20 protein-coding genes are annotated in these 23,046 nt (G+C 63.7%); 11 read left to right on the top strand and 9 right to left on the bottom strand.

All coding sequences use genetic code 11. The features are described from left to right. The first annotated feature begins 4 nt into the window (after positions 1 to 4). Positions 5 to 223 (top strand): hypothetical protein, encoded by a 219-nt coding sequence (locus ACERNI_RS13945; RefSeq protein WP_448833891.1) that lies wholly within the window; start codon positions 5 to 7, stop codon positions 221 to 223. A 40-nt stretch (positions 224 to 263) separates the two neighbouring features. On the opposite strand, the gene ACERNI_RS13940 is transcribed toward ACERNI_RS13945, so the two are convergent. The 4 genes from ACERNI_RS13940 to ACERNI_RS13925 form a co-directional block, all read right to left on the bottom strand. Then, complete coding sequence (locus tag ACERNI_RS13940; RefSeq protein ID WP_448833890.1) at positions 264 to 611, bottom strand: DUF779 domain-containing protein; 348 nt, start codon at positions 609 to 611, stop codon at positions 264 to 266. A 60-nt stretch (positions 612 to 671) separates the two neighbouring features. Continuing rightward, the gene (gene adhP / locus ACERNI_RS13935; RefSeq protein WP_448833889.1) at positions 672 to 1,706 is read right to left on the bottom strand and encodes an alcohol dehydrogenase AdhP; all 1,035 of its coding nucleotides are present in this window, start codon (positions 1,704 to 1,706) and stop codon (positions 672 to 674) included. A gap of 121 nt (positions 1,707 to 1,827) precedes the next feature. Continuing rightward, entirely contained in the window at positions 1,828 to 3,345 is a 1,518-nt protein-coding gene (gene adh, locus ACERNI_RS13930; RefSeq protein WP_448833888.1) for an aldehyde dehydrogenase, read from the bottom strand. 42 nt (positions 3,346 to 3,387) lie between these two features. Further along, positions 3,388 to 3,660 carry a hypothetical protein gene (locus ACERNI_RS13925; RefSeq protein WP_448833887.1) on the bottom strand — a complete coding sequence of 91 codons (273 nt, stop codon included), beginning with the start codon at positions 3,658 to 3,660 and terminating at the stop codon, positions 3,388 to 3,390. 151 nt (positions 3,661 to 3,811) lie between these two features. Between ACERNI_RS13925 and ACERNI_RS13920 the strand changes: the two genes are divergently transcribed. Beyond that, positions 3,812 to 4,267 carry a PAS domain-containing protein gene (locus ACERNI_RS13920; protein ID WP_448833886.1) on the top strand — a complete coding sequence of 152 codons (456 nt, stop codon included), beginning with the start codon at positions 3,812 to 3,814 and terminating at the stop codon, positions 4,265 to 4,267. A 258-nt stretch (positions 4,268 to 4,525) separates the two neighbouring features. After that, complete coding sequence (locus ACERNI_RS13915; protein WP_448833885.1) at positions 4,526 to 6,148, top strand: thiamine pyrophosphate-binding protein; 1,623 nt, start codon at positions 4,526 to 4,528, stop codon at positions 6,146 to 6,148. 673 nt (positions 6,149 to 6,821) lie between these two features. Here ACERNI_RS13915 and ACERNI_RS13910 read toward each other — a convergent pair. Beyond that, entirely contained in the window at positions 6,822 to 7,592 is a 771-nt protein-coding gene (locus ACERNI_RS13910) for a porin family protein (protein WP_448833884.1), read from the bottom strand. Between the two features lie 354 nt (positions 7,593 to 7,946). Next, positions 7,947 to 8,348, bottom strand: coding sequence for a GFA family protein (locus ACERNI_RS13905; protein WP_448833883.1), 402 nt, complete (start codon positions 8,346 to 8,348; stop codon positions 7,947 to 7,949). A gap of 63 nt (positions 8,349 to 8,411) precedes the next feature. On the opposite strand from ACERNI_RS13905, the gene ACERNI_RS13900 reads away from it, so the two are divergent. From ACERNI_RS13900 to ACERNI_RS13880, 5 genes are all read left to right on the top strand, one after another. After that, positions 8,412 to 9,248 (top strand): SDR family oxidoreductase, encoded by an 837-nt coding sequence (locus tag ACERNI_RS13900; protein ID WP_448833882.1) that lies wholly within the window; start codon positions 8,412 to 8,414, stop codon positions 9,246 to 9,248. A gap of 415 nt (positions 9,249 to 9,663) precedes the next feature. Further along, positions 9,664 to 10,878, top strand: a complete 1,215-nt coding sequence (locus ACERNI_RS13895; RefSeq protein WP_448833881.1) for an ABC transporter substrate-binding protein — start codon at positions 9,664 to 9,666, stop codon at positions 10,876 to 10,878. 198 nt (positions 10,879 to 11,076) lie between these two features. Further along, complete coding sequence (locus tag ACERNI_RS13890) at positions 11,077 to 11,394, top strand: hypothetical protein (RefSeq protein WP_448833880.1); 318 nt, start codon at positions 11,077 to 11,079, stop codon at positions 11,392 to 11,394. Beyond that, a complete protein-coding gene (locus ACERNI_RS13885; RefSeq protein ID WP_448833879.1) occupies positions 11,363 to 13,651 on the top strand; it encodes an Orn/Lys/Arg family decarboxylase in 2,289 nt (762 codons plus the stop codon). Before ACERNI_RS13890 ends, ACERNI_RS13885 begins: the two co-directional genes overlap by 32 nt. 472 nt (positions 13,652 to 14,123) lie before the next feature. Then, positions 14,124 to 16,913, top strand: a complete 2,790-nt coding sequence (locus ACERNI_RS13880) for a bifunctional aconitate hydratase 2/2-methylisocitrate dehydratase (RefSeq protein ID WP_448833878.1) — start codon at positions 14,124 to 14,126, stop codon at positions 16,911 to 16,913. Positions 16,914 to 17,237: 324 nt separating this feature from the next. On the opposite strand, the gene ACERNI_RS13875 is transcribed toward ACERNI_RS13880, so the two are convergent. Continuing rightward, positions 17,238 to 17,990 (bottom strand): Crp/Fnr family transcriptional regulator, encoded by a 753-nt coding sequence (locus ACERNI_RS13875; protein ID WP_448833877.1) that lies wholly within the window; start codon positions 17,988 to 17,990, stop codon positions 17,238 to 17,240. A 137-nt stretch (positions 17,991 to 18,127) separates the two neighbouring features. On the opposite strand from ACERNI_RS13875, the gene ACERNI_RS13870 reads away from it, so the two are divergent. Next, positions 18,128 to 18,565 carry a pseudoazurin gene (locus ACERNI_RS13870; protein ID WP_448833876.1) on the top strand — a complete coding sequence of 146 codons (438 nt, stop codon included), beginning with the start codon at positions 18,128 to 18,130 and terminating at the stop codon, positions 18,563 to 18,565. 235 nt (positions 18,566 to 18,800) lie between these two features. On the opposite strand, the gene ACERNI_RS13865 is transcribed toward ACERNI_RS13870, so the two are convergent. Next, positions 18,801 to 19,946 (bottom strand): nitronate monooxygenase, encoded by a 1,146-nt coding sequence (locus ACERNI_RS13865; protein WP_448833902.1) that lies wholly within the window; start codon positions 19,944 to 19,946, stop codon positions 18,801 to 18,803. A gap of 70 nt (positions 19,947 to 20,016) precedes the next feature. Continuing rightward, positions 20,017 to 20,460, bottom strand: a complete 444-nt coding sequence (locus ACERNI_RS13860) for a MarR family winged helix-turn-helix transcriptional regulator (protein ID WP_448833875.1) — start codon at positions 20,458 to 20,460, stop codon at positions 20,017 to 20,019. A 580-nt stretch (positions 20,461 to 21,040) separates the two neighbouring features. Between ACERNI_RS13860 and phnC the strand changes: the two genes are divergently transcribed. Both phnC and phnD read left to right on the top strand, forming a co-directional pair. Beyond that, positions 21,041 to 21,868, top strand: coding sequence for a phosphonate ABC transporter ATP-binding protein (gene phnC, locus ACERNI_RS13855; protein WP_448833874.1), 828 nt, complete (start codon positions 21,041 to 21,043; stop codon positions 21,866 to 21,868). Between the two features lie 238 nt (positions 21,869 to 22,106). Further along, on the top strand, positions 22,107 to 23,024 hold the full coding sequence (gene phnD / locus ACERNI_RS13850; protein ID WP_448833873.1) for a phosphonate ABC transporter substrate-binding protein: 918 nt from the start codon (positions 22,107 to 22,109) through the stop codon (positions 23,022 to 23,024). Positions 23,025 to 23,046 lie beyond the last annotated feature (22 nt).

The raw sequence follows: 23,046 nt of genomic DNA, 5'->3' as shown, positions 1-23,046 counted from the left end.
CCTCATGGGGGAGCCAATGCCCTACGAACTCAGTCATCTGCGGGTGGATCTGACCAGCGCGACTGTGACAGTTCACCTGACCAAGCATGAAGCCGGCCAGACGTTCAGCATCCAGATCGACGTGCCGGCGCCAAAGGCGGAGGATCAGTCGGAAAACGCCCTGCGCGCGACAGCGCGGGAGGCCGCGAAAAGCGCTCTGCTGGAAGCGGCCGACGCCCTTTGAGCCTGACGATCCGGGCGTCCAGCAGGCGCCGGGAGGCCCCTCAAACCAGACAGAGCCTGGATCTGGTGAGGAAACGCTTCTCACGTCCGTTATCAAGCGAGAACATGCCGCCGCGCCCTGGCACCACATCAATGATCAGCGCCGTATGTTTCCAGGCCTCGTATTGCGGGCCGCTGATATAAAAGGGCGCCCCGCCAATCTCTCCCAACTTCACGTCATGGTCGCCCAGCAGGAAGTCGCCTTGCCTGTAACACATGGGCGAAGAACCGTCGCAGCAGCCTCCTGACTGGTGAAACATCACGGGGCCGTATTCGGCCTGCAGTTCCGCCAGCAGTTCAAGCGCCGCATCCGTCGCCGTAACCTGCCCCTCCCCGATTTGCTGCGTCATTGCAAGCCCGCCTCCTGCATCTATGGGCCGCTCATGGCCGATAGCCTGAGCGGCTGCCCGTCATTGCGTGAGGTCCATCACCACACGACCTTCAATCTTGCCCTGACGCATGTCGTCAAAGATCGCATTGATATTGTCGAGCTTGTCCACGCGCACGGTCGCCTTCACCTTGCCGTCAGCCGCGAAATCCAGCGCCTCCTGCAAGTCAAGGCGCGTGCCGACGATGGAGCCGCGCACTGTGATGCCGTTGAGCACCATGTCGAAGATCGACAACGGGAACGAACCGGCAGGCAGACCGTTGAGCGCAACCGTGCCGCCACGCGCCACCATGCCCAGCGCCTGTTCGAATGCTATGGGCGATACAGCCGTCACGAGCACGCCCTGGGCGCCGCCATGCGTCTCCTTTTTGATGAATGCCGCGGGATCACTTTGGGCTTTGGCATTGACGGTGACGGTTGCGCCAAGCTCGCGGGCAAGCTCGAGTTTGGCGTCATCAATATCGACCGCCGCCACATTCATCCCCATAGCCCTGGCGTATTGAACGGCCATGTGCCCGAGCCCGCCGATGCCGGAAATAACCACCCAGTCGCCTGGCTTTGTGTCGGTTACTTTCAGGCCCTTGTAGACCGTGACCCCGGCGCACAGCACCGGCGCGATCTCATTGAACGAGATGTTCTTTGGAAGGTGGCCAACAAAGTTGGGATCGGCGACCACGTACTCGCCAAAGCCGCCATTGACGGAATAGCCCGTGTTGAGCTGTTGCTCGCACAGGGTTTCCCAACCGCCGAGACAGTGCACGCAATGACCACAGGCCGAGTAAAGCCACGGCACGCCAACCCGGTCACCCTCCCTGACGTGTTTCACGCCCCTGCCGACCGCCGAGACAAAGCCAACGCCTTCATGCCCCGGGATGAATGGTGGATTCGGCTTCACCGGCCAGTCGCCTTCGGCGGCGTGCAAATCGGTGTGGCAGACGCCGGATGCCTGCACTGCGACCTGGATTTGCCCGTCGCCGGGCTCTGGAACGGGCGCCTCTTCAATGGTCAGCGGCTTCCCGAACGACCGCACCACAGCGGCTTTCATCGTCTTCGCCATAGCAGCCTCCATATTGAAATCCGGGGCGCCCCGGCGCTTGCCCCGGCACATTCCTCAATCAGCTGTCATGGGGCGGCGATCACACAATCCACTGCAATCGCCGCTGTCCCACTTCGCTGGATCAGAAAAAGCCAAGTTTCTTCGGGCTATAGCTCACCAGCAGGTTCTTGGTCTGTTGGTAATGGTCGAGCATCCGCAGGTGGTTCTCGCGACCGAAGCCTGACTGCTTGTAGCCGCCGAACGCCGCATGGGCCGGATAGGCATGGTAGCAATTGGTCCAGACGCGGCCTGCCTGGATAGCGCGTCCAAAACGGTAGGCTCGCGCGCCATCGCGCGTCCAGATGCCGGCCCCGAGGCCGTAGAGCGTGTCGTTGGCGATCGCAAGCGCCTCCGCATCGTCCCTGAAGGTCGTAACGGAAACAACCGGACCGAAGATCTCCTCCTGGAAAATACGCATCCTGTTATGGCCACGGAACACCGTCGGCTTGACGTAATAGCCGCCGGCCAGATCGCCTGGCAGAATATTGCGCTCGCCGCCGATCAGCAGCTCCGCCCCCTCCTGGCGGCCGATGTCCATGTAGCTCAGGATTTTCTCCAGCTGCTCGCTGGAAGCCTGGGCCCCGATCATCGTCGCCGGGTCCAGCGGGTCGCCTTGCACGATGGCCGCAACCCGCTTCAGCGCCCTTTCCATGAACTGGTCATAGATCTTCTCATGGATCAGCGCACGGCTCGGGCAGGTGCACACTTCGCCCTGATTGAGCGCGAACAGCACGAAGCCTTCAATGGCCTTGTCGAAAAAGTCGTCATCCTCACTGGCCACGTCGGAGAAGAAGATGTTCGGCGACTTTCCGCCCAGCTCAAGCGTCACCGGAATGAGGTTCTGGCTGGCGTATTGCATGATGAGGCGGCCCGTCGTCGTCTCGCCGGTGAAGGCAATCTTGGCGATGCGGGAACTTGAGGCCAGCGGCTTGCCAGCTTCCAGACCGAAGCCGCTCACAACATTGACGACGCCATCCGGCAGAAGGTCGGCGATCAGCTCCATCAGCACAAGGATGGAGGCCGGGGTCTGCTCTGCGGGTTTCATCACCACGCAATTGCCGGCGGCCAGCGCCGGCGCCAGCTTCCACACCGCCATCAGAAGCGGGAAATTCCACGGAATGATCTGGCCAACGACGCCAAGCGGCTCGTGGAAGTGATAGGCGACCGTGTCTTGATCGATTTCGGAAATGCCGCCTTCCTGCGCACGGATGGCGCCAGCGAAATAGCGGAAATGATCGATGGCCAGCGGCAGGTCAGCATGCGTGGTTTCGCGGATCGGCTTGCCATTGTCCCAGGTTTCGGCAGCGGCAAGCTTCGGAAGATTCTCTTCCATGCGGTCGGCAATCCGGTTGAGGATCATGGCGCGCGCGGCCGGGCTTGTTTTCCCCCAGGCGTCCTTCGCCGCATGCGCGGCGTCCAGCGCAGCCTCCACATCCGCCGCATCCGAGCGGGCAATCCGGCATAACGCCTGACCGTTTACCGGAGAGGTATTCTCGAAGTAGCGGCCAGATTTGGGCGCGACCCATTTGCCGCCAATAAAATTTTCGTACTGACTGGCAAACCCTGGCTTCACGGTGCGATTGAATTCAACCTTGTTCATCAACGCCTCCCAAAAGAGTCCACCCCCTGCGGGCAATGGTCGTCAGGATGCCGCTCGCTCCGGATTGTCGCAGCCGCGACGGCCGCTGAAGGCATTGGCTGCGGTGGCGTCGCCAATTTGCTGTCCATCAGCGCCACGCGGCTGCCCGTTGCCGGAAAGATCCGGCCCGATGCGCTTGAGCTCGACGCCCATCGGGCGCCCGCCCAACCTTCCGTCGACATCCATCATGCGGGACAACGGCAAGGTCCTGGCCTCGCCTGCTGCAATCGCGCCCTGAAGGCGCCGGGCGTGCTCCGGTTTCCACCGCGCGCCCATGGTTCTCTCCGGGCGCCCGCTCGCCAGGGAGAATGATCTGTTAATCTATAAGGAGGTGCAATTAGCCTTCCGACGGAGTTGCCGGACGCCCGGTCGCCAGGCAACCAATAGCCAGGTGGCTGGCCTGTCGCGATCAGCCAGAGGAAGCGCCATGACGATACAATCACCTCCGGACTTCACCAGCATGATCGCCAACACGCTGCTGGACAGTGTGTCCGACGCCATACTCGCCACCGATCGCGACGGAACCATCCGCTTCTGGAACCCCGGCGCCGCGCGGATTTTTGGTTTCAGCCAGGAGCAGGCGCTGGGATGCTCGCTCGACATCATCATTCCGCCGAACCTGCGGGCCCGCCACTGGAGCGGCTGGGACCACGCCCTGGCGCAGGGGCAGTCGCGTTATGGGGCCGGCGACCTGTTGTCGGTCCCCGCCATGACCGCGGATGGGCGACGCATCTCCGTGGAGTTCACCATTGTCTTCATGCGCGCGCCAACTGGCGAGATAACAGGCGTCGTCAGCATCTTGCGCGACGTCAGCGTCCGCTTCACGGAACTGCGCGCCTTGCGGAGCCAACTCGCGGCGCGGGCCGCGCCACTTTCAATCTGACGGATCCTGGTCTGGGACAGCGCGCCGCCCGCCCGGCATACGGCGCATTCCGGCCAGAACTGACGGGTGCATGACAGTCCCGATCGCGGGTTTCAGGCACAAGGGAGACAGCGCCGTCATGGCCGCTGCCGGGACCTGTCAACCAGGGACGACAAACGGCGCGGCGAACTGATGTGGCGAGAGGCGATGGCTACGCCATTGATAACGAACAGATTTGTCTGGCCAGCCTCAATCGCATGCCGGCCAATGGAGCATGACATGAAGGTACATGAAGCAATTTCGAAAGCGATCCTTGATCAGGGCGTTGAGGTCATGTTCGGGCTCATCGGCGACGCCAACCTGTACATGGTGGACAGCTTCATAAAGAGTGGCGCGGCAAAATATCTGGCGGCGGTCAATGAGGTTGGCGCCGTTCTGATGGCCATCGGTTACGCGCAGGCTTCTGGCAAGGTCGGCGTCGCCACCGTTACCCATGGCCTTGCGGTAACGAATACCCTCACCGCCCTGATCGAAGGGCAACGGGGCTCCACCCCCATCGTGCTGTTCGCCGGGGATACGGCGGTTACCGACCGATACCACTTTCAGAACATCGATCAGCGTGAGTTTTTCGTCGCCGCAGGCGCGGGATTCGTTCAGCTCCGCTCGGCGAAAACGATTGGTGAGGACGTGGCGACAGCTTTCAGGCGCGCCCGGATCGAGAAGCGCCCTGTCGTTGTCAATATGCCGTCGGACCTGCAGTGGCAGGACGCGGAGTACGTCCCGCAACCGGCTTACGCGCCGGCGCGGCTGGAATATGTGGTCGATGGCCCGGACATGGAGAATGCCGTCGGGATCATCGCGGCCGCAAAACGTCCGGTTGTCCTTTGTGGGCGGGGCGCCTGCGAGCCGTCCGCCCGGAAAGACATCCAGGCATTGGCCGACCGTATTGACGCCCCGCTGGCCAATACGCTGAAGGCGAAAGGCGCCTTTGCCGGGCATCCCTTTAACCTCGGCATTTTCGGGACATTGAGCACGCCGGTTGCTCTCGATGCGATTATGGCAAGCGATTGCATCATTGCCTTTGGGGCGAGCCTGAACCAGTACACAACGGCGCAGGGAAGCCTGCTGCGCGGCAAACGCCTGGTTCACGTCAGCGCTGATCCATCGGATATCGGTCGCCATGCCATTCCGGACGCCGGGCTCGTAGGGGAGCCCGGACGGACAGCTGCGCAAATGGTGCGCCTGCTCGACGAAGCGGAAATCCCCGGTTCCGGCTACCGGACGCCGGAACTGGGCAAGGCCATTTCCGAATTTGAGTACCAGCCGCTGCCGCGCAAGGAGCGCCCGGGAACGGTCAGCGTCCGGCTGGCGCTCCAGACATTCGACAAGGCGGTGAACCCTGACCGTATCCTGGTCACTGATACAGGGCGGTTTCTGATTGACGCCTGGCGGGTGATCAGCGTGCAGGACCCACAATCCTGGGTCTATACGGTCAACACCGGAACGATCGGCCTCGGAGTCGGCGAGGCCATCGGCGCGTCTCTCGCCCATCCCGATCGCCAGACATTGCTGGTGACGGGCGATGGCGGCTTTATGCTGGGCGGCCTGGCCGAGTTTACCTCGGCTGTACGAGCCAAATCCGATCTGATTGTCATTCTTTGCAACGACGGCAGCTATGGCGCCGAGCATATCCAGTTCCGGAACAAGCAGATGGATCCATCAATCTCGATGTTTGAATGGCCAGATTTTGCTCCGGTGGCGGAAGCGCTCGGCGCCGCCGGCGTCACGGTCCGCTCCAGTGAAGACCTCGACGCTGCTGTCGAAGCCATCCGCGGAAACCGTCGCCCGTTGCTGATCGACCTGAAGCTTGACCCTGACAACATGCCAATGATCGATCACTAAAGCGCTTTCCGATCAGGGAAAGCTGCCTGGTCGATTAGCATTCGCTCACCACCAGTGAAGCTGGGGCGATTCCCGATCGATATTGATCGGCAATTGTCCCAGGACGCGTCCCGTTCGATCCGGCGCATGCCCGCAGCCCAGGACTTGCGAACCCGTGGATTTGCGAAGGCGTTTGGCAATCGGGATCAAGGGCGGCAGGTGGTGCGGGCGCCGCCTGCCGCCCTGATCGCATTCCGCAGCCGACAGCCTTGTGGGCCGGCAAGTCGCCCGTCGCGACAATACCAGTTCTCCTGTGGCGGCCCCCGCCCGACGCCGGGCCGGAGCGCCGCGTCGTTGCATGGGCGTCATGGCAACCGGAGCGCCAGGCGTTCAGTCCCGTGCCGGAGGCCGATAGAGGCCTGTGCTGCAATGGTGATGCGAACGCCCCGCGATGACGCCGACGGGCCAGGGCATCTGGCCGGATGCGATCCTCGTATGGCGCCGGCCCCGTCTGCGACGCCTGACGCGTCCGCGTCGCGATCTGCCTGCACAGTTTTCAGGAGGCTGTTGCGGGGAGCGGCTTGCTGGACGCCGCTTCCAGGGCGCAGTGTCAGTTTCACCGATCGCGCGGCATAAAAAAAGCCCGGCAGCTTTGCTGCCGGGCTCCAGATAAAGCGGAGGATTCTCCGAATTATCAGAACTTGTAGTTCAGACCGACGCGAACAACGCCGAACTCGTTGTTCTTGTTGCCGCCCGAGTAGTACAGGCTGGCCAGAGCAGCGCCAGGGATGTAGATGTCGCTGTTGCCGCGGTCGAGGCTGACATACAGACCTTCGATCTTGGCGGTGATGTTGTCGGTGAAGGCGTACTCAAGACCACCGCCGACGGTCCAGCCGGTCGCCGTGCTGTTGCCGTTACCGCTGTAGTAGCCGTAGTTCAGCGCCGTGTTGGCAAGGCCGTAGCTGTAGTAGTTGTGGCTGTTGCCGCCGCCGCCGTAGGCGAAACCACCGGTCACGTAGATCAGTGCGCGGTCAATGGCGAAACCGGCGCGAGCGCGAACGGTGCCGAACCAATCCATGCCCTGGTTGCCGTAGCCGAAGTTGTTCTTGCCGCCCATGTCGGCGTACTGGATGTCGGCTTCAGCGCCGATCACGAACTGGCCGATCTGGTAGTTGTAACCGATCTGACCGCCGCCGACGAAACCGCCGTCATTGCTCGAACCGCCGCCAGTCCACAGGTACTGCGAAGCGACCGGAGCATAATAGTTGAAGGCGTTGTTGTTGTTGTTGGTGTTCCAGCCGTAACCAGCGTTCACGCCGACGTAGAAGCCGGTCCAGGTGAACACGGGAACCACGACGACCGGAGCAACCGGGGCGTACTTACGCGAAGGCAGGTCGGCAGCAAACGCGGAACCGGCGGCCAGCATGGTAGCGGCGGCAACGCCCGCAAGAAGAAGCTTCTTCATCACTCACTCCGTTCATTGCTTGCGATGGAGTGGCGTGGGCCGCTCACCGCGAGTTGTATTGGTCTTACACCGATTGGCCCGGGCTGTCTGTAACATGATGGCCACAACACCATGGAACCTCCCGCAACTGCCGCGCAGCTTCCGCGAAGGCCGCAGTGTTTCCATCCTTGGTAAACCATTGCTTCACGGGCACAATCCGCTGCACCGAAATGTGACCTCGCCAGCCTGTCGCCACAACGCGCCCCGGCATGGCGGCAACCGCCGTCGCTCCGTTGAATGACCCACGGGTCACGTTCGCCGGCCCCCATGTTTGGCCTCGCGCCGTCGGGCGTCCCGGGGCCGCGCGGACATGGTTTAGCCAGGGCTGGCCGCGAATTGCGGCGCCCCTTCGGGGATTTCCACCCACGCTACGCGCGAGCGCGTGAAAACGTGCAGGGCGGGAGCGTAGGGATCGGGGTTATCGAGCGTGCCCGCCTTGACGGCGATGACGCCGGCGTTCGCGCCCAGGATAGAGCGAATGGGCGAACCACAATCTCCGCAAAATTCCCGGAACACCGGCTCGCCGCTCGTGGTGTCCCTGTCCTCAAACACCTTCGGCTTGCCCTCCATGGTGAAAGCCGCCGGGCTCACCACCAGATTGACTGAATACATGCTGCCCGACTGCCGCCGGCAGCGGGTGCAGTGACAGGCGGCGACCGCCAGGGGCTCGCCCTGGATCCGGTAGCGAATCGCCCCGCAATTGCATCCACCTTCCATTGCTCAACTCTCCCTGCCCCATGTTATCGCTTGCGCAACGCATATCAGCGCGGGATGGAATGTATGGCCGATCACATCGCGGGGAAATCCATTGTCATTACGGGCGCCGGCGGCGGCTTTGGGCGGCTGGTTTCGGAAATGGCGGCGGCGCGGGGCGCACGGGTAACGTGTGGCGACATTGACCTTGCCGCGGTGGAAGCGACGGTCGGCGCCATTATCGCGGCTGGCGGGACGGCGCAGGCGCGCGCCGCCGATGTCACGGACGCCGGGCAGGTCAACGCACTGGTTCAAGCCGGCGTGGACGCCTATGGCGGCATTGACGTGATGGTCAACAACGCCGGCGTCATGCCCCTCGCCTTCTTCTCCGATCATGCCGCCGCGCATGGCGCCTGGAACCGGTGCATCGACATCAACATCAAGGGCGTGCTGAACGGCATGATCGCGGCGTATGCGCCGATGATGGCCGCGGGCCGTGGCCAGATCGTCAATATATCCTCGATCTACGGCAACTTCCCGGTGATCGGCGCGGCGGTATACGGCGCCAGCAAGGCTGCGGTGAATTTTCTGTCGGAATCATTCCGGCTGGAGACCCGCGGCAAGATCAAGGTGACCACGGTCAAGCCGACCGGCGTTCCCGCCACCAACCTTGGCGGCTCGGTGATCAATCCCCAGGCTGTCATCGGCATTCTCGGCTACAATATGCCGGCCTTTGGCGCGATGGCCGAGGCGATGGGCAACGGCAGCCTCGACCCCATCAAGCTTGATCCCACGGAAATGGACTATCAGTCCCTGGCGCCAGAACACATCGCAGCAGCCGTCCTGCATGCGATCGACCAGCCCTGGGGCGTCTCGATCGGGGAGGTAACGGTGCGGGCAGCTGGAGACCACTTCATCCTGTAAGGAAACAGCACAGACGCAAGGCGAAGCCTGGGAAATCATCGGCCAGCTTCGCCCGCCGTTGCCCGCTGGCCAGGGGCGCGCTGCCCCCCCCCTGATCCGTCTTCTGGAAGCGTTCTGCCAAGCAGGTCCTTCCTGACAGAGGGCGACCTCCGCGGCGGCGCGGCTTGCCCGTGGTCGCCTGCCCGTTGGGCTCGGCCGCAACCAATGGCCCGGCGCAAGGCCGGCGAGCGTTGCGGCATCGACCTGCATTCCCTGTGGGAAGCCGACGAATCCATGGGTTTCGGCAGCTTGTAGCCAGCGGGAGCCTGCCTTACCAAACGCGTAACGCAGCCAGCTCGCAAGGCGGGCTGTCACGGGCCTCCATCATATGGAGCTCCGCAAAATCGTTCCAGAAATACCCAGGGGGAACACGCTCATGTTCAGCAAGCGCTCGCTTCTGCTCGCCGGCATCACCGGCATTCTCGCCACCTCCGTGGCCGCCGCATCTGAAAAGAAATACGGTCCCGGCGTTACCGACACCGAGATCAGGCTTGGGCAGACCATGCCTTACAGTGGGCCCGCCTCGGCTTACGGCATCCAGGGCAAGGCCCAGGAACTGGTTTTTAACGAGATCAACGCAAAGGGCGGCATCAATGGCCGCAAGATCAGGCTGATCTCACTTGACGACGCCTACAGCCCGCCCAAAGCCGTTGAGCAGACCCGCAAGCTGGTTGAGCAGGAAGACGTGCTTGGCATCTATGGCTCGCTTGGCACCCCCAGCAACACCGCGACGCAGAAATATCTGAACAGCAAGAAGGTCCCGCAGATCCTGATCTCGACTGGCGCGTCCAAATGGAACAACCCGTCGCAGTTCCCGTGGACCACGCCGTTTTTCCCGCTTTATGACGTCGAAGGCGAGATTTTCGGCCGCTACGTTGTCGAAAACCTGCCAAACGCAAAGATCGCGATCCTGTCGCAGAACGACGACTCGGGCCGTGACTACGTCAAGGGGTTCAAAAAGGGCCTTGGCGACAGGGTCAAGGATATCGTCGGCGAGACCACCTACGAGGTCACCGACGCGACGGTCGACTCGCAGATGGTGAAGCTGAAAGCCACCGGCGCCGACATGTTCTTCCTGATGGCGACGCCGAAGTTCGGCGCCCAGGCAATCCGCAAGAAGCACGAGCTGGACTGGAAGGCCACGACCCTGGTGTCAAGCGTCGCCGCGTCGATTGGCGCCGTATTCAAGCCGGCCGGTTTCGACGCGTCACAGGGCCTGATCACCGCGTCGTTCATGAAAACGCCGGGTGACCCGCAGTACGCCGACAGCCCCGACATGAAAGAGTATGTTGCCTTCCTGAAGCGCAACAACATGGAGCAGCACCTCAACGATTCAAATGTCGTGCTGGCTTACCTGTCGGCCACCGTGCTGGCCCGCGCGATCCAGAATGCTGGCGACGACCTGACCCGCGAGAACCTGCTGAAGCAGGTGACGTCGTTGAAGATGACCGATGCGCCGCTGCTGCTGGACGGCGTGATCGTCGACATCAAGCCGGACAACTACAGCGCCTTCAATACCCTGCGCATGCAGCGCTTCAAGGGGGAGAGCTTCGAGCTGTTCGGCAAGCCGATCAACGCCGGCGGCAAATAGTTCCCGGGGGCCGGGCGGCGCGCTCTGGCGCCAACAACCATCAGGAAAGGCCGGGCGGCGTCGCCCGGCCTTTCCTGCATCTGGGCGACCCTTGCCAGCGGCCGACCCTGCTGGCTGCGCCCGCCGCGACGCTGCGGGACCCCGGTTCCCTGATGAAAGCCGCCATCCACCCCGCGACAACAGGGAGGCGCACTGTGCTTGATCCAGTCGCTGGCATGGGCCAGTCGCTTCCTGGGCCAGCCGTTTCTTGGGCCAGCCGTTTCCTGGGTCGAAGGTCACCGCATTGTCACAGTTGTGAAGGCAACCTGCCCGCACCACTGGTCGCTGCCGGCCAAACGACCGCCGCGAACCGGATTTTACGCCAGACAAGCGCGACAAAAGCGTCTTGCCGCCAAGGCCGGCCACCGGCCGGGCAGTCAGGGGCTTGACGTTCACGTCCACCGGCGAAACAACGACGCAGCAGCCGTCAGGCGAAGGAAAGCTGATGAAGTTTCGATTTCCCATCATCATCATTGATGAGGACTTCCGCTCTGAGAACACCTCGGGCCTGGGCATCAGGGCGCTGGCGGAGGCGATCGAAAACGAAGGCTTCGAGGTCCTTGGCGTCACCAGCTATGGCGACCTATCGCAATTCGCCCAGCAGCAAAGCCGCGCCTCGGCCTTCGTGCTGTCCATCGACGACGAGGAATTTGGCCCTGGCCCCGAGCCTTCCCCGGTGATCGCCAAGCTGCGCGATTTCATCGAGGAGGTGCGCTGGAAAAACGCCGACGTGCCAATCTTCCTGCACGGCGAAACCAAAACCTCGCGCCATCTGCCCAATGACATCCTGCGCGAACTGCACGGCTTCATCCATATGTTCGAGGATACGCCGGAGTTTGTCGCCAAGCACATCATCCGCGAGGCCCGCAGCTATCTGGAAGGCATTCAGCCGCCCTTCTTCAAGCAGCTTCTGGATTACGCGGAAGACGGCTCCTATTCCTGGCACTGCCCCGGCCATTCCGGCGGCGTCGCCTTCCTCAAGAGCCCGATCGGGCAGATGTACCACCAGTTCTACGGCGAGAACATGCTGCGCGCCGACGTCTGCAACGCCGTCGAGGAACTGGGGCAACTGCTCGACCATAACGGCGCGATCGGCGCATCGGAACGCAATGCGGCGCGCATTTTCAACGCCGATCACTGCTTCTTCGTGACCAACGGCACATCGACCTCAAACAAGATGGTCTGGCACCACACGGTTGCTCCCGGCGACGTCGTCGTGGTGGACCGCAACTGCCACAAGTCGATCCTGCATGCGATCATCATGACCGGAGCCATTCCGGTTTTCCTGCGCCCCACCCGCAACCACTGGGGCATCATTGGCCCCATCGCCCATTCCGAGTTCGAGCCCGAGGCGATCCGCGCCAAGATCCGCGACAACCCGCTGTTGCAGGGCGTCGACGCCGACGCGGTGAAGCCGCGCATCATGACGCTGACCCAGTCGACCTACGACGGGGTTCTCTACAACACCGAAGAGATCAAGCGCATGCTCGACGGCTATGTCGAGAACCTGCATTTCGACGAGGCGTGGTTGCCGCACGCGGCGTTCCATCCGTTTTATGGCGCCTATCACGCGATGGGTCGCAAGCGCGAACGGATGAAGCATTCCGTCACCTACGCCACCCAGTCGATTCACAAGCTGCTGGCCGGCATCAGCCAGGCCAGCCACGTTCTGGTGCAGGATTCAGACCAGACCAAGCTCGACCGGCACCTGTTCAACGAAGCCTATCTGATGCACACCTCGACCTCGCCGCAGTACTCCATCATCGCCAGTTGCGATGTGGCGGCGGCGATGATGGAGCCGCCGGGCGGCACCGCGCTTGTCGAGGAAAGCATTCTCGAAGCCCTCGATTTCCGCCGCGCCATGCGCAAGGTCGACGAGGAGTTCGGCGAAAACGACTGGTGGTTCCAGGTCTGGGGGCCAGACGAGCTCACCGAGGAGGGCATTGGCCACACCAATGACTGGGTGCTGCGCCGCACCGATGCCGACGGCGTCCAGCGCGATGGCGAGGACAGCTGGCATGGCTTCGGCGACATGGCGCCAGGCTTCAACATGCTCGACCCCATCAAGGCCACGATCATCACCCCCGGCCTCGACATTGATGGCCGGTTCGACGCCACCGGAATTCCCGCCTCGATCGTTTCGAAATACCTCACCGAACATGGCGTGGTGGTGGAGAAAACCGGCCTCTACAGCTTCTTCATCCTGTTCACGATCGGCATCACCAAGGGCCGCTGGAACACGCTTGTCGCCGCCCTGCAGCAGTTCAAGGACGATTTCGACCGCAACCAGCCGCTGTGGCGGATCATGCCCGAGTTCTGCGCCAAACACCCACGCTATGAGCATATGGGCCTGCGCGACCTGAGCCAGCATGTGCATGCGCTTTATTCGAAATACGACGTCGCGCGCATTTCCACCGAGATGTACCTGTCGGACCATCATCCGGCGATGACGCCAACCGAGGCGTTCTCGCATATCGCGCGCCGCAAAACCGAACGGGTGCCGATCGACGCGCTGGAGGGGCGCGTCACCACGAGCCTCGTCACGCCTTACCCGCCGGGCATCCCGCTGCTCATCCCCGGCGAGGTCTTCAACGCCAGGATCGTGGACTATCTGCGCTTCAACCGCGAGTTCGCGCGGGAGTGTCCGGGGTTTGAAACCGACATCCACGGGCTCGTTCTCGAAACCGGGCCCGATGGGATCGTGCGGCACTACGCTGATTGCGTGGCGCTCTGACGCCGGCGCCGTCCCGGCCTGACCTGGGAGCGCGCCACGACTGGCGCCAGTCCGGTCAGGCGGCCCGCCCCCAAGGGGAGCCCTGATCCGCCGGGCCCTGATTTCCCGTTGCCGCTGGCTTCAGGCGCCACGGACGGCGCGGGCGCATTCACGCGAACCGCAGACCCCACGCTCCCGTTCGCGACGCCCGGATGCACGATCCCATCGACGTCTTCGCCGCTGATTTCAAAGCAGAATTTTTTGCCGGAATGCGGCGCCTTGTCAGTCGGCCCTGGTTGGCGTACTCGGAGCCCCATATAAAGCAGGTGCGGATGCCAACATCTGCATCCTGAACCGCCGAACGCCGCGCGGGGCTTCTCCAGACCGGGATCGGCATGCGTCCTCCCGGTCTGGTGAAGCCCCTGGCTGATTGACCATTCCGGTTGCTGGCTCTGCCCCGCAGCGCCATGCGCCCCATGACGTTGGAATTGCGATGACCCTCTACCTGGACTACCTGGACGAGATCAAAAGCAGAGAAGCCCAGGGCCTCGCACCCAAGCCGATTGATGATGGCGGGCTCGTCGCCGAGCTTATTACCTTGATCGAGGACGCCGGTAACGAACACCGGGCCGGGGCTCTCAGGTTCTTCATCTACAATACCCTGCCAGGCACCACGAGCGCCGCAGGCGTCAAGGCCGCCTTCCTGAAGCAAATCATCATCGGTGAAACGGTCGTTCCCGAGATCTCGCCGGCCTTCGCGCTTGAACTGCTGTCGCACATGAAGGGCGGCCCGTCCGTCAAGGCGCTGCTCGACATCGCCCTTGGCGACGACCCCACCCTGGCCCGGCAGGCCGGCGACGTGCTGAAGACCCAGGTTTTCCTCTACGACGCCGACATGTTCCGGCTGCGCGACGCCTTCAAGGCGGGCAACGCCGTGGCGAAGGACGTGCTGGAGAGCTACGCGAAGGCCGAGTTTTTCACCAAGCTCCCCGACATCGAGGATGAGATCAAGATCGTCACCTTCATCGCTGCTGAAGGCGACATCTCGACCGATCTCCTGTCGCCCGGCAACCAGGCCCACTCGCGCTCGGACCGTGAGTTGCACGGCCAGTGCATGATCACGCCGGAGGCCCAGCAGGAGATCGTGGCGCTGCAGAAGCAGCACCCCGATGCGCGCGTGATGATGATCGCCGAGAAGGGCACGATGGGCGTTGGCTCCTCGCGCATGTCCGGCGTGAACAATGTCGCGCTGTGGACCGGCAAGCCCTCCAGCCCCTACGTTCCGTTCGTGAACTACGCGCCGATCGTCGCGGGCACCAATGGCATTTCGCCGATCTTCGCGACCACGGTCGATGTGACCGGCGGCATTGGCCTTAACCTGAAGAACTGGACCAGGAAGGCTGGCGCTGACGGCAAGCCGGTTCTGGATGCTGAAGGCAACCCGATCCTTGAGCAGCAGTTTTCGGTTGAGACAGGCCGGGTCCTGATCATCGACACGAAGAACCGGAAGCTGCGCGACGAGAATGGCCAGGAGCTGGTCGATATCTCCTCATCCTTCACGCCCCAGAAGATGGAGTTCATGAAGGCCGGCAGCTCCTACGCCATTGTCTTCGGCAAGAAGCTCCAGACGTTCGCGGCGGAAACGCTCGGCGTCACGGCGACCCCGGTGTTCGCGCCGAACAAGGAAATCACTGTCGAAGGCCAGGGCCTGACGGCGGTCGAGAAGATCTTTAACCGCAACGCTGTTGGCGTGACGCCGGGCAAGGTGCTGCACGCCGGCTCTGACGTGCGCGTCAAGGTCAACATCGTCGGCTCGCAGGACACGACGGGCCTGATGACCGCCCAGGAGCTTGAGGCGATGGCGGCCACCGTCATCTCGCCGCTCGTGGACGGCGCCTACCAGTCCGGTTGCCACACGGCGTCGGTCTGGGACAAGAAGGCCCAGGCGAACATTCCGAAGCTGATGAGCTTCATGAACAATTTCGGCCTGATTACCGCCCGCGACCCGAAGGGCGTCTATCACGCCATGACGGACGTGATCCACAAGGTGCTGAACGATCTCACCGTGGACGACTGGGCGATCATCATCGGCGGCGACAGCCACACCCGCATGTCCAAGGGCGTCGCCTTTGGCGCGGACTCCGGCACGGTGGCGCTGGCGCTGGCCACGGGCGAGGCGACCATGCCGATCCCGCAGTCGGTCAAGGTGACCTTCAAGGGCGCGATGAAGCCCTACATGGACTTCCGCGACGTGGTGCACGCCACCCAGGCGCAGATGCTGAAGCAGTGCGGCGACAACGTCTTCCAGGGCCGCATCATCGAAGTTCACATCGGCACGCTGCTGGCCGACCAGGCTTTCACGTTCACCGACTGGACGGCCGAAATGAAGGCCAAGGCGTCGATCTGCATTTCGCAGGACGAGACGCTGATCGAATCGCTGGAGATCGCCAAGTCGCGCATCCAGATCATGATCGACAAGGGCATGGACAACGCGGCGGGCACCCTGAAGGGCCTGATCGCCAGGGCCGACGCCCGCATCAACGAAATCCGCTCGGGCGAGAAGCCGGCGCTGCGGCCCGATGACAATGCGAAGTATTTCGCGGAAGTCGTCGTCGACCTGGACCTCATCGACGAGCCGATGATCGCCGACCCGGACGTCAACAACGCCGACGTCTCGAAGCGCTATACCCACGACACGATCCGTCCGCTGTCCTATTACGGCTCGGACAAGAAGGTGGACCTCGGCTTCGTCGGCTCGTGCATGGTGCACAAGGGCGACATGAAGATCGTGGCCCAGATGCTGAAGAACCTCGAGCAGACCAACGGCAAGGTCGAGTTCAAGGCGCCGCTCGTGGTCGCCGCGCCGACCTACAACATCATTGATGAGCTGAAAGCCGAAGGGGACTGGGAAATCCTGCAGAAGTATTCTGGCTTCGAATTCGATGACCTGAAGCCGAAGAACGCGGCGCGCACCGAATACGAGAACATCCTTTATCTGGAGCGTCCAGGCTGCAACCTCTGCATGGGCAACCAGGAGAAGGCCGCCAAGGGCGACACCGTTCTGGCCACGTCCACCCGCCTGTTCCAGGGCCGCGTCGTCGAGGATTCCACCGAGAAGAAGGGTGAATCGCTGCTGGCATCGACCCCGGTCGTCGTACTCTCGGCGATCCTTGGCCGCACGCCAAGCGCCGAAGAATACAAGGCGGCTGTCGACGGCATCGACCTGACCAAGTTCGCGCCGCCGAAGGCTGGCCCACTCGGCGCACGGTCCGTTCAGTACTGAGACGTAATCCGGTCAGCCGCAATCCGGTCAGCCGCTCCTGGCTGACCGGCCACCGTTCTTCCGACGTACAACACAAAGGCGTCTGCCGGCCCACGGCTGGCTGCGCCGCACCCTTGTAACGCTTCGCCTGCGATGCGGCTCCCGTGACCCTGCTCCCGTCATGCGCCGGCGGCAGGCCCGGATCGGCTCAGGCCAGCATGTGCTGGCGCGACCGCCAGACCCCTTGCAGTCATTTCCGGTCGATATGGATCGGGAGTGGGTCCCGCTTCCCCGTTTGGCGCGAAGTCAGGTCGACAACACGGCTCCGTCTGGCCGGACAGCGTTCTAAACGCCTGTTCCCGCGTCGGACGCCTGTTTGTCAGCATGGGCCTGAAGCCGTCCGAGATCGGTCACGACAATGCGCTGGCGGCCCCCCGCGACCATGCCCATGGCGGCCCAGGCGGCAAGCAGCCGGCTGACCGTGTGCAGGGTGGCCCCGGTCATATCGGCAATATCCTGACGCGAAATCGGGAAGTCGATCTGCAATCCCGCATCCGTCGGGCGGCCGCTCTGCTGCGCCAGCCGGCACAGCGCCCGCGCCACGCGCTGTTCCACATGCTCCGTGGCCATGTCGATCAGCTGGGTCTGCGTGTCCTGCAAACGCCTGCCGACGGTCCGGCAGGTAGCCGCGGCGAAACCTGGAACCTGGGTCGTGAAACGCCCCCAGAGGCTGCCTGGCCAGGCCAGCGCCACGCAATCAACCGCCGCCACCGCGCTGGCCGGATATGTTGACTGGCCAATGGCCTGGGCAATGCCAATCAGCTGGCCGGCGCCGATATAGCGCATGATCACCTGATCGCCGGCCCGGGTGGTTTTGACCACGCGAACATGGCCATCGAGCAGCAGGAAGAAGGCTTCGGCCTCGCCGCCCTCCTCGAACACCGCCGCGTCCCGCCCAACCCTGAGCACGCGCGCGTCGGCGAGGATCGCGTCGAGCATCTCCGGCGTCGCCCCCTGGAACACATCCATGTCGGCGATCAGGGTCCGGTCGAGCCGCCGCATGACGCCCCCAACGCTGCCTGCATCTGAACTGCGCATCGCCGCCCCCAACGTTTTCGGGCCCCAGTGACCCGGACAGCATGCTCTTTGCGTTATCGCAAGCCGGTCCCGTGCTCCCCTACCTATAATGCTCCTCACACCGGGTGTCATGGACGCCAGCTGAAGAGGACGCCATCATGAAACGGATCGCACTGGCCGCCGCGATGTTGGGAGCGGCTATGGGTCTTGCGCACGCTGCAGACCACGAGATCAAGATGCTCAACAAGGGCGCCAAGGGCGTCATGGTGTTCGAGCCCGACTTCGTGCGGGCGGCGATCGGCGATACGGTTACCTTTACCCCCACCGACAAGTCGCACGACGCAGGGTCCATCAAGGGCATGGAGCCGGCGGGATCAACGCCCTTCAAGGGCAAGATCAACGAAAAGCTGACCGTGAAGCTCGACGCCGAAGGGCTCTACGGCGTCAAGTGCACGCCGCACTACGGCATGGGCATGGTGGCGCTGATTGCCGTCGGCAAACCCGTGAACCTGGATGAAGCCAAAGCCGTAAAGCACCCCGGCAAGGCCCAGAGGACTTTTGAGGCGCTTTTGGGCCAGGCTGCAGCCGCGCCATAAGGCCATGGCGATACCGTGGTGGCGCCTCAGCCTGGCGGCGACATGCCGGCCCGGCCGCCCAGGGCGCCATTCATCCCCGTTTCCGGGAAATTCCGGCGCCCGGCGCTGCTTCACAAAGGCGGACCTCAAGTGGCCGGCGGCTTTTGTTGGCCGTCCGGCGTTGCGGGCCGGCTCCACGCAAAAACGTGGAGCCCTGCTAAGCATTCTGAAGCCGGCATGGGCGCGTGAATGCCGGTCAGCCCTGCCCGTCCAGCAGCGCGTTCATGCGCTCCACGGCTTCCAGATAGCCTTCCTTGAAATCCTGCACCACCTGGCCGGCGCTGCGAACATCCTCGACGAGACCGACGCCCTGCCCGACAAAATAGGTGACCATGTCGCGCGCCTTGTCATTGCCGTTTTCAGCGGCGCGATCCACGGCGCGGAGCGATTTCTCGCTGACGAGGCTCATGAACGGCATCGGCAAGGCGCCAGGACTGTTCGGGCTGCTCTCCCAGGCTTCCGTCCATGTGGAGCGCAACTGGCGCGCCGGCTTGCCGGTGCGGCTGCGAACGCGCACGGCGTCGCGGCTGCGCGCCGCCACCATCTTCTCGCGGAAGACCGGGGAGGTTTCGCTCTCGGGCGTCGCCAGCCACACGGACCCGGTCCAGGCGCCCGCGGCGCCCATGGCCATGCAGGCCGCCATCTGTTCGCCGGTCATGATGCCGCCGGCGGCGAGCACCGGCACGTCGCGAATGGCGCGCACCGCGCGAACCACCTCCGGCACCAGCACCAGGGTGCTGACCTCGCCGCAATGGCCGCCCGCTTCGGTGCCCTGCGCCACGATGATGTCGACGCCAGCTTCAACCAGGCGCACCGCATGTTCGCGCGCGCCGGCCAGCGCCGCGACGGGCACATTGTGCTTCCTGCCCATGGCGATCATTTCCGGCGGCGGCACGCCGAGGGCGTTGGCGATCAGCCGGATCGGGTGCTCGAAGGCCGCCTCCAGCGTGCGCAGCGCTGTTTCCGGATCGAACGGCTGGGCGCGGTTCTCATAGCGGCCGATGGCGTCGTCGGGAAGCGTCACGCCGGCGCCGGCCAGCAGCTGATCGGCAAATTCACGATGCGCGGCCGGGATGCGCTTCTCCAGCGCCGCCGAGGACACGCTGCCCTCGCCCCTGGTGGCCATATTCTCGGGGACGAGAACGTCAATGCCATAGGGCTTGCCATCAACGTGATCGTCGATCCATCTCAGCTCTTCGCGCACCGTCTCCGGCGTGAGCGCCGTCGCGCCAAGCACGCCAAAGCCGCCAGCCCGGCTGACCGCCGCGACCACATCGCGGCAATGGCTGAAGGCCAGCAATGGAAACTCGATCCCGAGCATCTCACACAGTTGCGACGCCATGGTTTCCTCCGCCATCTGATTTCATTTGATACCGTTCGTTATACGAACTATAAAGGCGCGCGAAAGCCTGTCAATCGCGCGCCGTCCGGTCGCGTTTGCGATCAATGACGTGCGCAAGCTCCTCAACGCGGTCCAGCAAGGCCCCGGCGTCGGCCACATCGAGATAGCCGGCAAGTTCGCCGGCCGCGACGCGCTCGAACTCCGCGAAACTGGCAAGACCGTCAGCGGTCAACCGCAACATTTCGGCGCGGCCGTCGTCCGGATCGGCGTAGCGCTCGATCAGGCCGCGCTTCTCCATGGCATTGACCAGAACAGAGGCCGTGGGGCGCCCGATGCCGGAAAGCGACGCCAGCACGCTCGCCCGCCTGGGGCCGCGCTTCAGCATCAGCAGGAACCTGTATTGCGCGACGGTCAGCGCCCCGCCCTGCCCGGACCGCTCCAGCAGGCGGTGCAGGATGACGGTCACGCGCATCAACAAAATCCAGCGCCGGTCGGGATCCGCCTCGCCTGTCACAAACTGCCTCCAGATATGCTGCGCTTCCGCCGCGCCAGATCGGCCCCAGGGCGATGTCCAGAAAAATTGCCGCCGCCTCGCGCAAGCACGGGACGAATTTCCATGCCACAAGACCGGATTTGCCGCGATACATAAAGGGATGCGACCGGAGCCGGCGAGCCGCTCCCCCGGCCCCTGGTCTCCCGACGCCGCCCCCGCGGGCTCCATAGCCAGCGCGCCGGAACAATGTCCCCGATACGCTGGCAGACTGCATGGCGTCGTCAATGTCAGGCGCGCTGCGGCCGCCCGAATGTTTGTGCAAGGCGTGGCTCATGCGCTGGCGGCGTCCCGCTGCCCTCGTTGTTGCCCGGCGGCGTTGCGCCAGAAGCGTGAGCGCCGGCGATCATATCGCGTCCGCGGCCTGCTGGCGGCGGTTGATGTCATCGCTTCGTCATCCATCCGTCATGCCGGTTTCATCCGCCGCGCCCATGCTTCCTGAGGTTCACCGTGGGAAGAGAATGCGGCGTCGCCCGGCGACGGCCGCCTGTTTCCGCAATCCGCCATTCCAGACTTCGTCTGCTGCGACGCCGGGACGGGCAGAATGCTCACTTTCGAAAACCTTTCGCGCCACTATGGGGCCAAGCGCGCTGTTGACGGCGTTACGCTGGATATTCCCCGCGGCGCTTTCGTCGGCGTCATCGGTCGCTCCGGCGCCGGCAAGTCGACGCTGCTGCGCATGGTCAACCGCCTGGCGACGCCGAGCGCCGGGCGCATCGCCTTTGATGGCCTCGACGTCACCACCCTGCGCGGCGCCGGACTGCGCGCGTGGCGCGCCCGCTGCGCCATGATTTTCCAGCAGTTCAACCTGGTTGGCCGCATGGACGTGCTGACCAATGTCATTCTCGGCCGGCTCAACGTCATTCCCGCTCACCGCGCCATGCTCAAGCTGTGGCGGGACGAGGACCGGGCGCTTGCGCTGGCAGCGCTGGAGCGGCTGGACATCGCCAGTCTCGCCACCCAGCGCGCCGACCAACTCTCCGGCGGCCAGCAGCAGCGCGTCGCCATCGCCCGGGCGCTGATGCAGAATCCGGACATCATTCTTGCCGACGAGCCGATTGCCTCGCTCGATCCGCGCAACACCCGCCTCGTCATGGATGGCCTTGCCGCGGTCAACCGCGAATACGGCATCACCGTGCTGTGCAACCTGCATTCCATCGAGCTGGCCCGCGCCTATTGCCACCGCCTGATCGGCATGGCCCACGGCCGCGTGGTGTTCGACGGCTGCCCCGATGAACTGACGGACGCGGTCATCGCCGAACTGTACGGCATGGACAGCGACGAAACCCGCGCCATCCCGCCGCGCCCCGCCGCCCATGCGGCTCCCGCCACCGGCTTCGCTCCGCGCGGCCTGGTTCCCGCCGGCGCCTAGAGCGTGGCGCCAACAATCATGCGCTGCCAGAGATTGGAGCAGGGATGTGGTTCATCCTGAGCGCATCGCGTTGTGAAGCGCAGTCCGACCAGACGACATCGTCCGCCCGATCAGAATTCGCCCGGGCCAGGGGACATTGCCCCTGGCGCAGACCTTCCCGCCGGCAGCTTGCTGACTGTCGCGGTTTCCCGCGAAGGACGGCGCCCGTCCTTCCCGACCGGCTCCCAAGGATCACATCATGCTGAACCGCCGCCTGCTGCTCGCCGCAGCCGCAACCCTTGCGCTCGCCGCCCCATCTGTCGCCGCCGAAACCGGCGCGGCCTGGAAGGCGAAATACCCGGAACTGGTCTACGCCATTATCCCGGCTGAAAATTCCGGCACGGTGATCGACCGCTGGACGCCGTTCGTCGACTACCTGTCGAAGGAATTGGGAACGAAGGTGACGTTGCGCGTCGCCAACGACTATGCGGCGGTGATCGAAGGCCAGCGCTCCGGCAATATCCATGTCGCCCAATACGGACCCGCCTCCTACGCCCGCGCCCGTATGACCGGGGTGAAGATCGAACCATTCGCCATTGAGGTGAACCCGGACGGGACGCGCGGCTACTATTCCGTGCTGTGGACCAAAGCCGGTAGCCCGTACCGGAAAATTGAGGATCTCAAGGGCAAAAACCTCTGCCTCGTCGACCCGAACTCGACCTCCGGCAATAACGTGCCGCGCTTCGCCATGAGCAAGATGGGCATCGATCCTGACAAATTCTTTGGCAAGGTTGTCTATGCCGGCAGCCATGAGAACGTGATCTTCGCCATTAACCAGGGGACCTGCGACGCCGGCTTCAATCTCTGGGTCAGCGATACGGAATCGACCCTGCAGCGCATGGCGGCGAAGGGCGCGGTGAAGGCGGATGACTTCCGCATCATCTTCCGCTCTGAGCAGATCGTGAACTCGCCGGTGGCCTATCTCACCGACCTGCCGGAAGACCTGCGCAAGGCGATCAGCGCCGCTGTCGTCGCCATGCCGCAAAAAGCCCCGGACGTGCTGAAGAAAATTTTCGATGGCAAGGGCGGCTCCTACCAGCCGGTCGATCACAAGGCCTATGAGCCGATCGTCGAGCTGAACGGCTTCGTCGACACCCTGCGCAAGAAGCGCTCCTGAACGGGCGAAATCCCCGGATGGC

The organism is Camelimonas sp. ID_303_24, assembly GCF_053543495.1.
The sequence above is the reverse complement of the archived record's forward strand: the minus strand, read 5'-3'. Positions and strand labels throughout refer to the sequence as shown.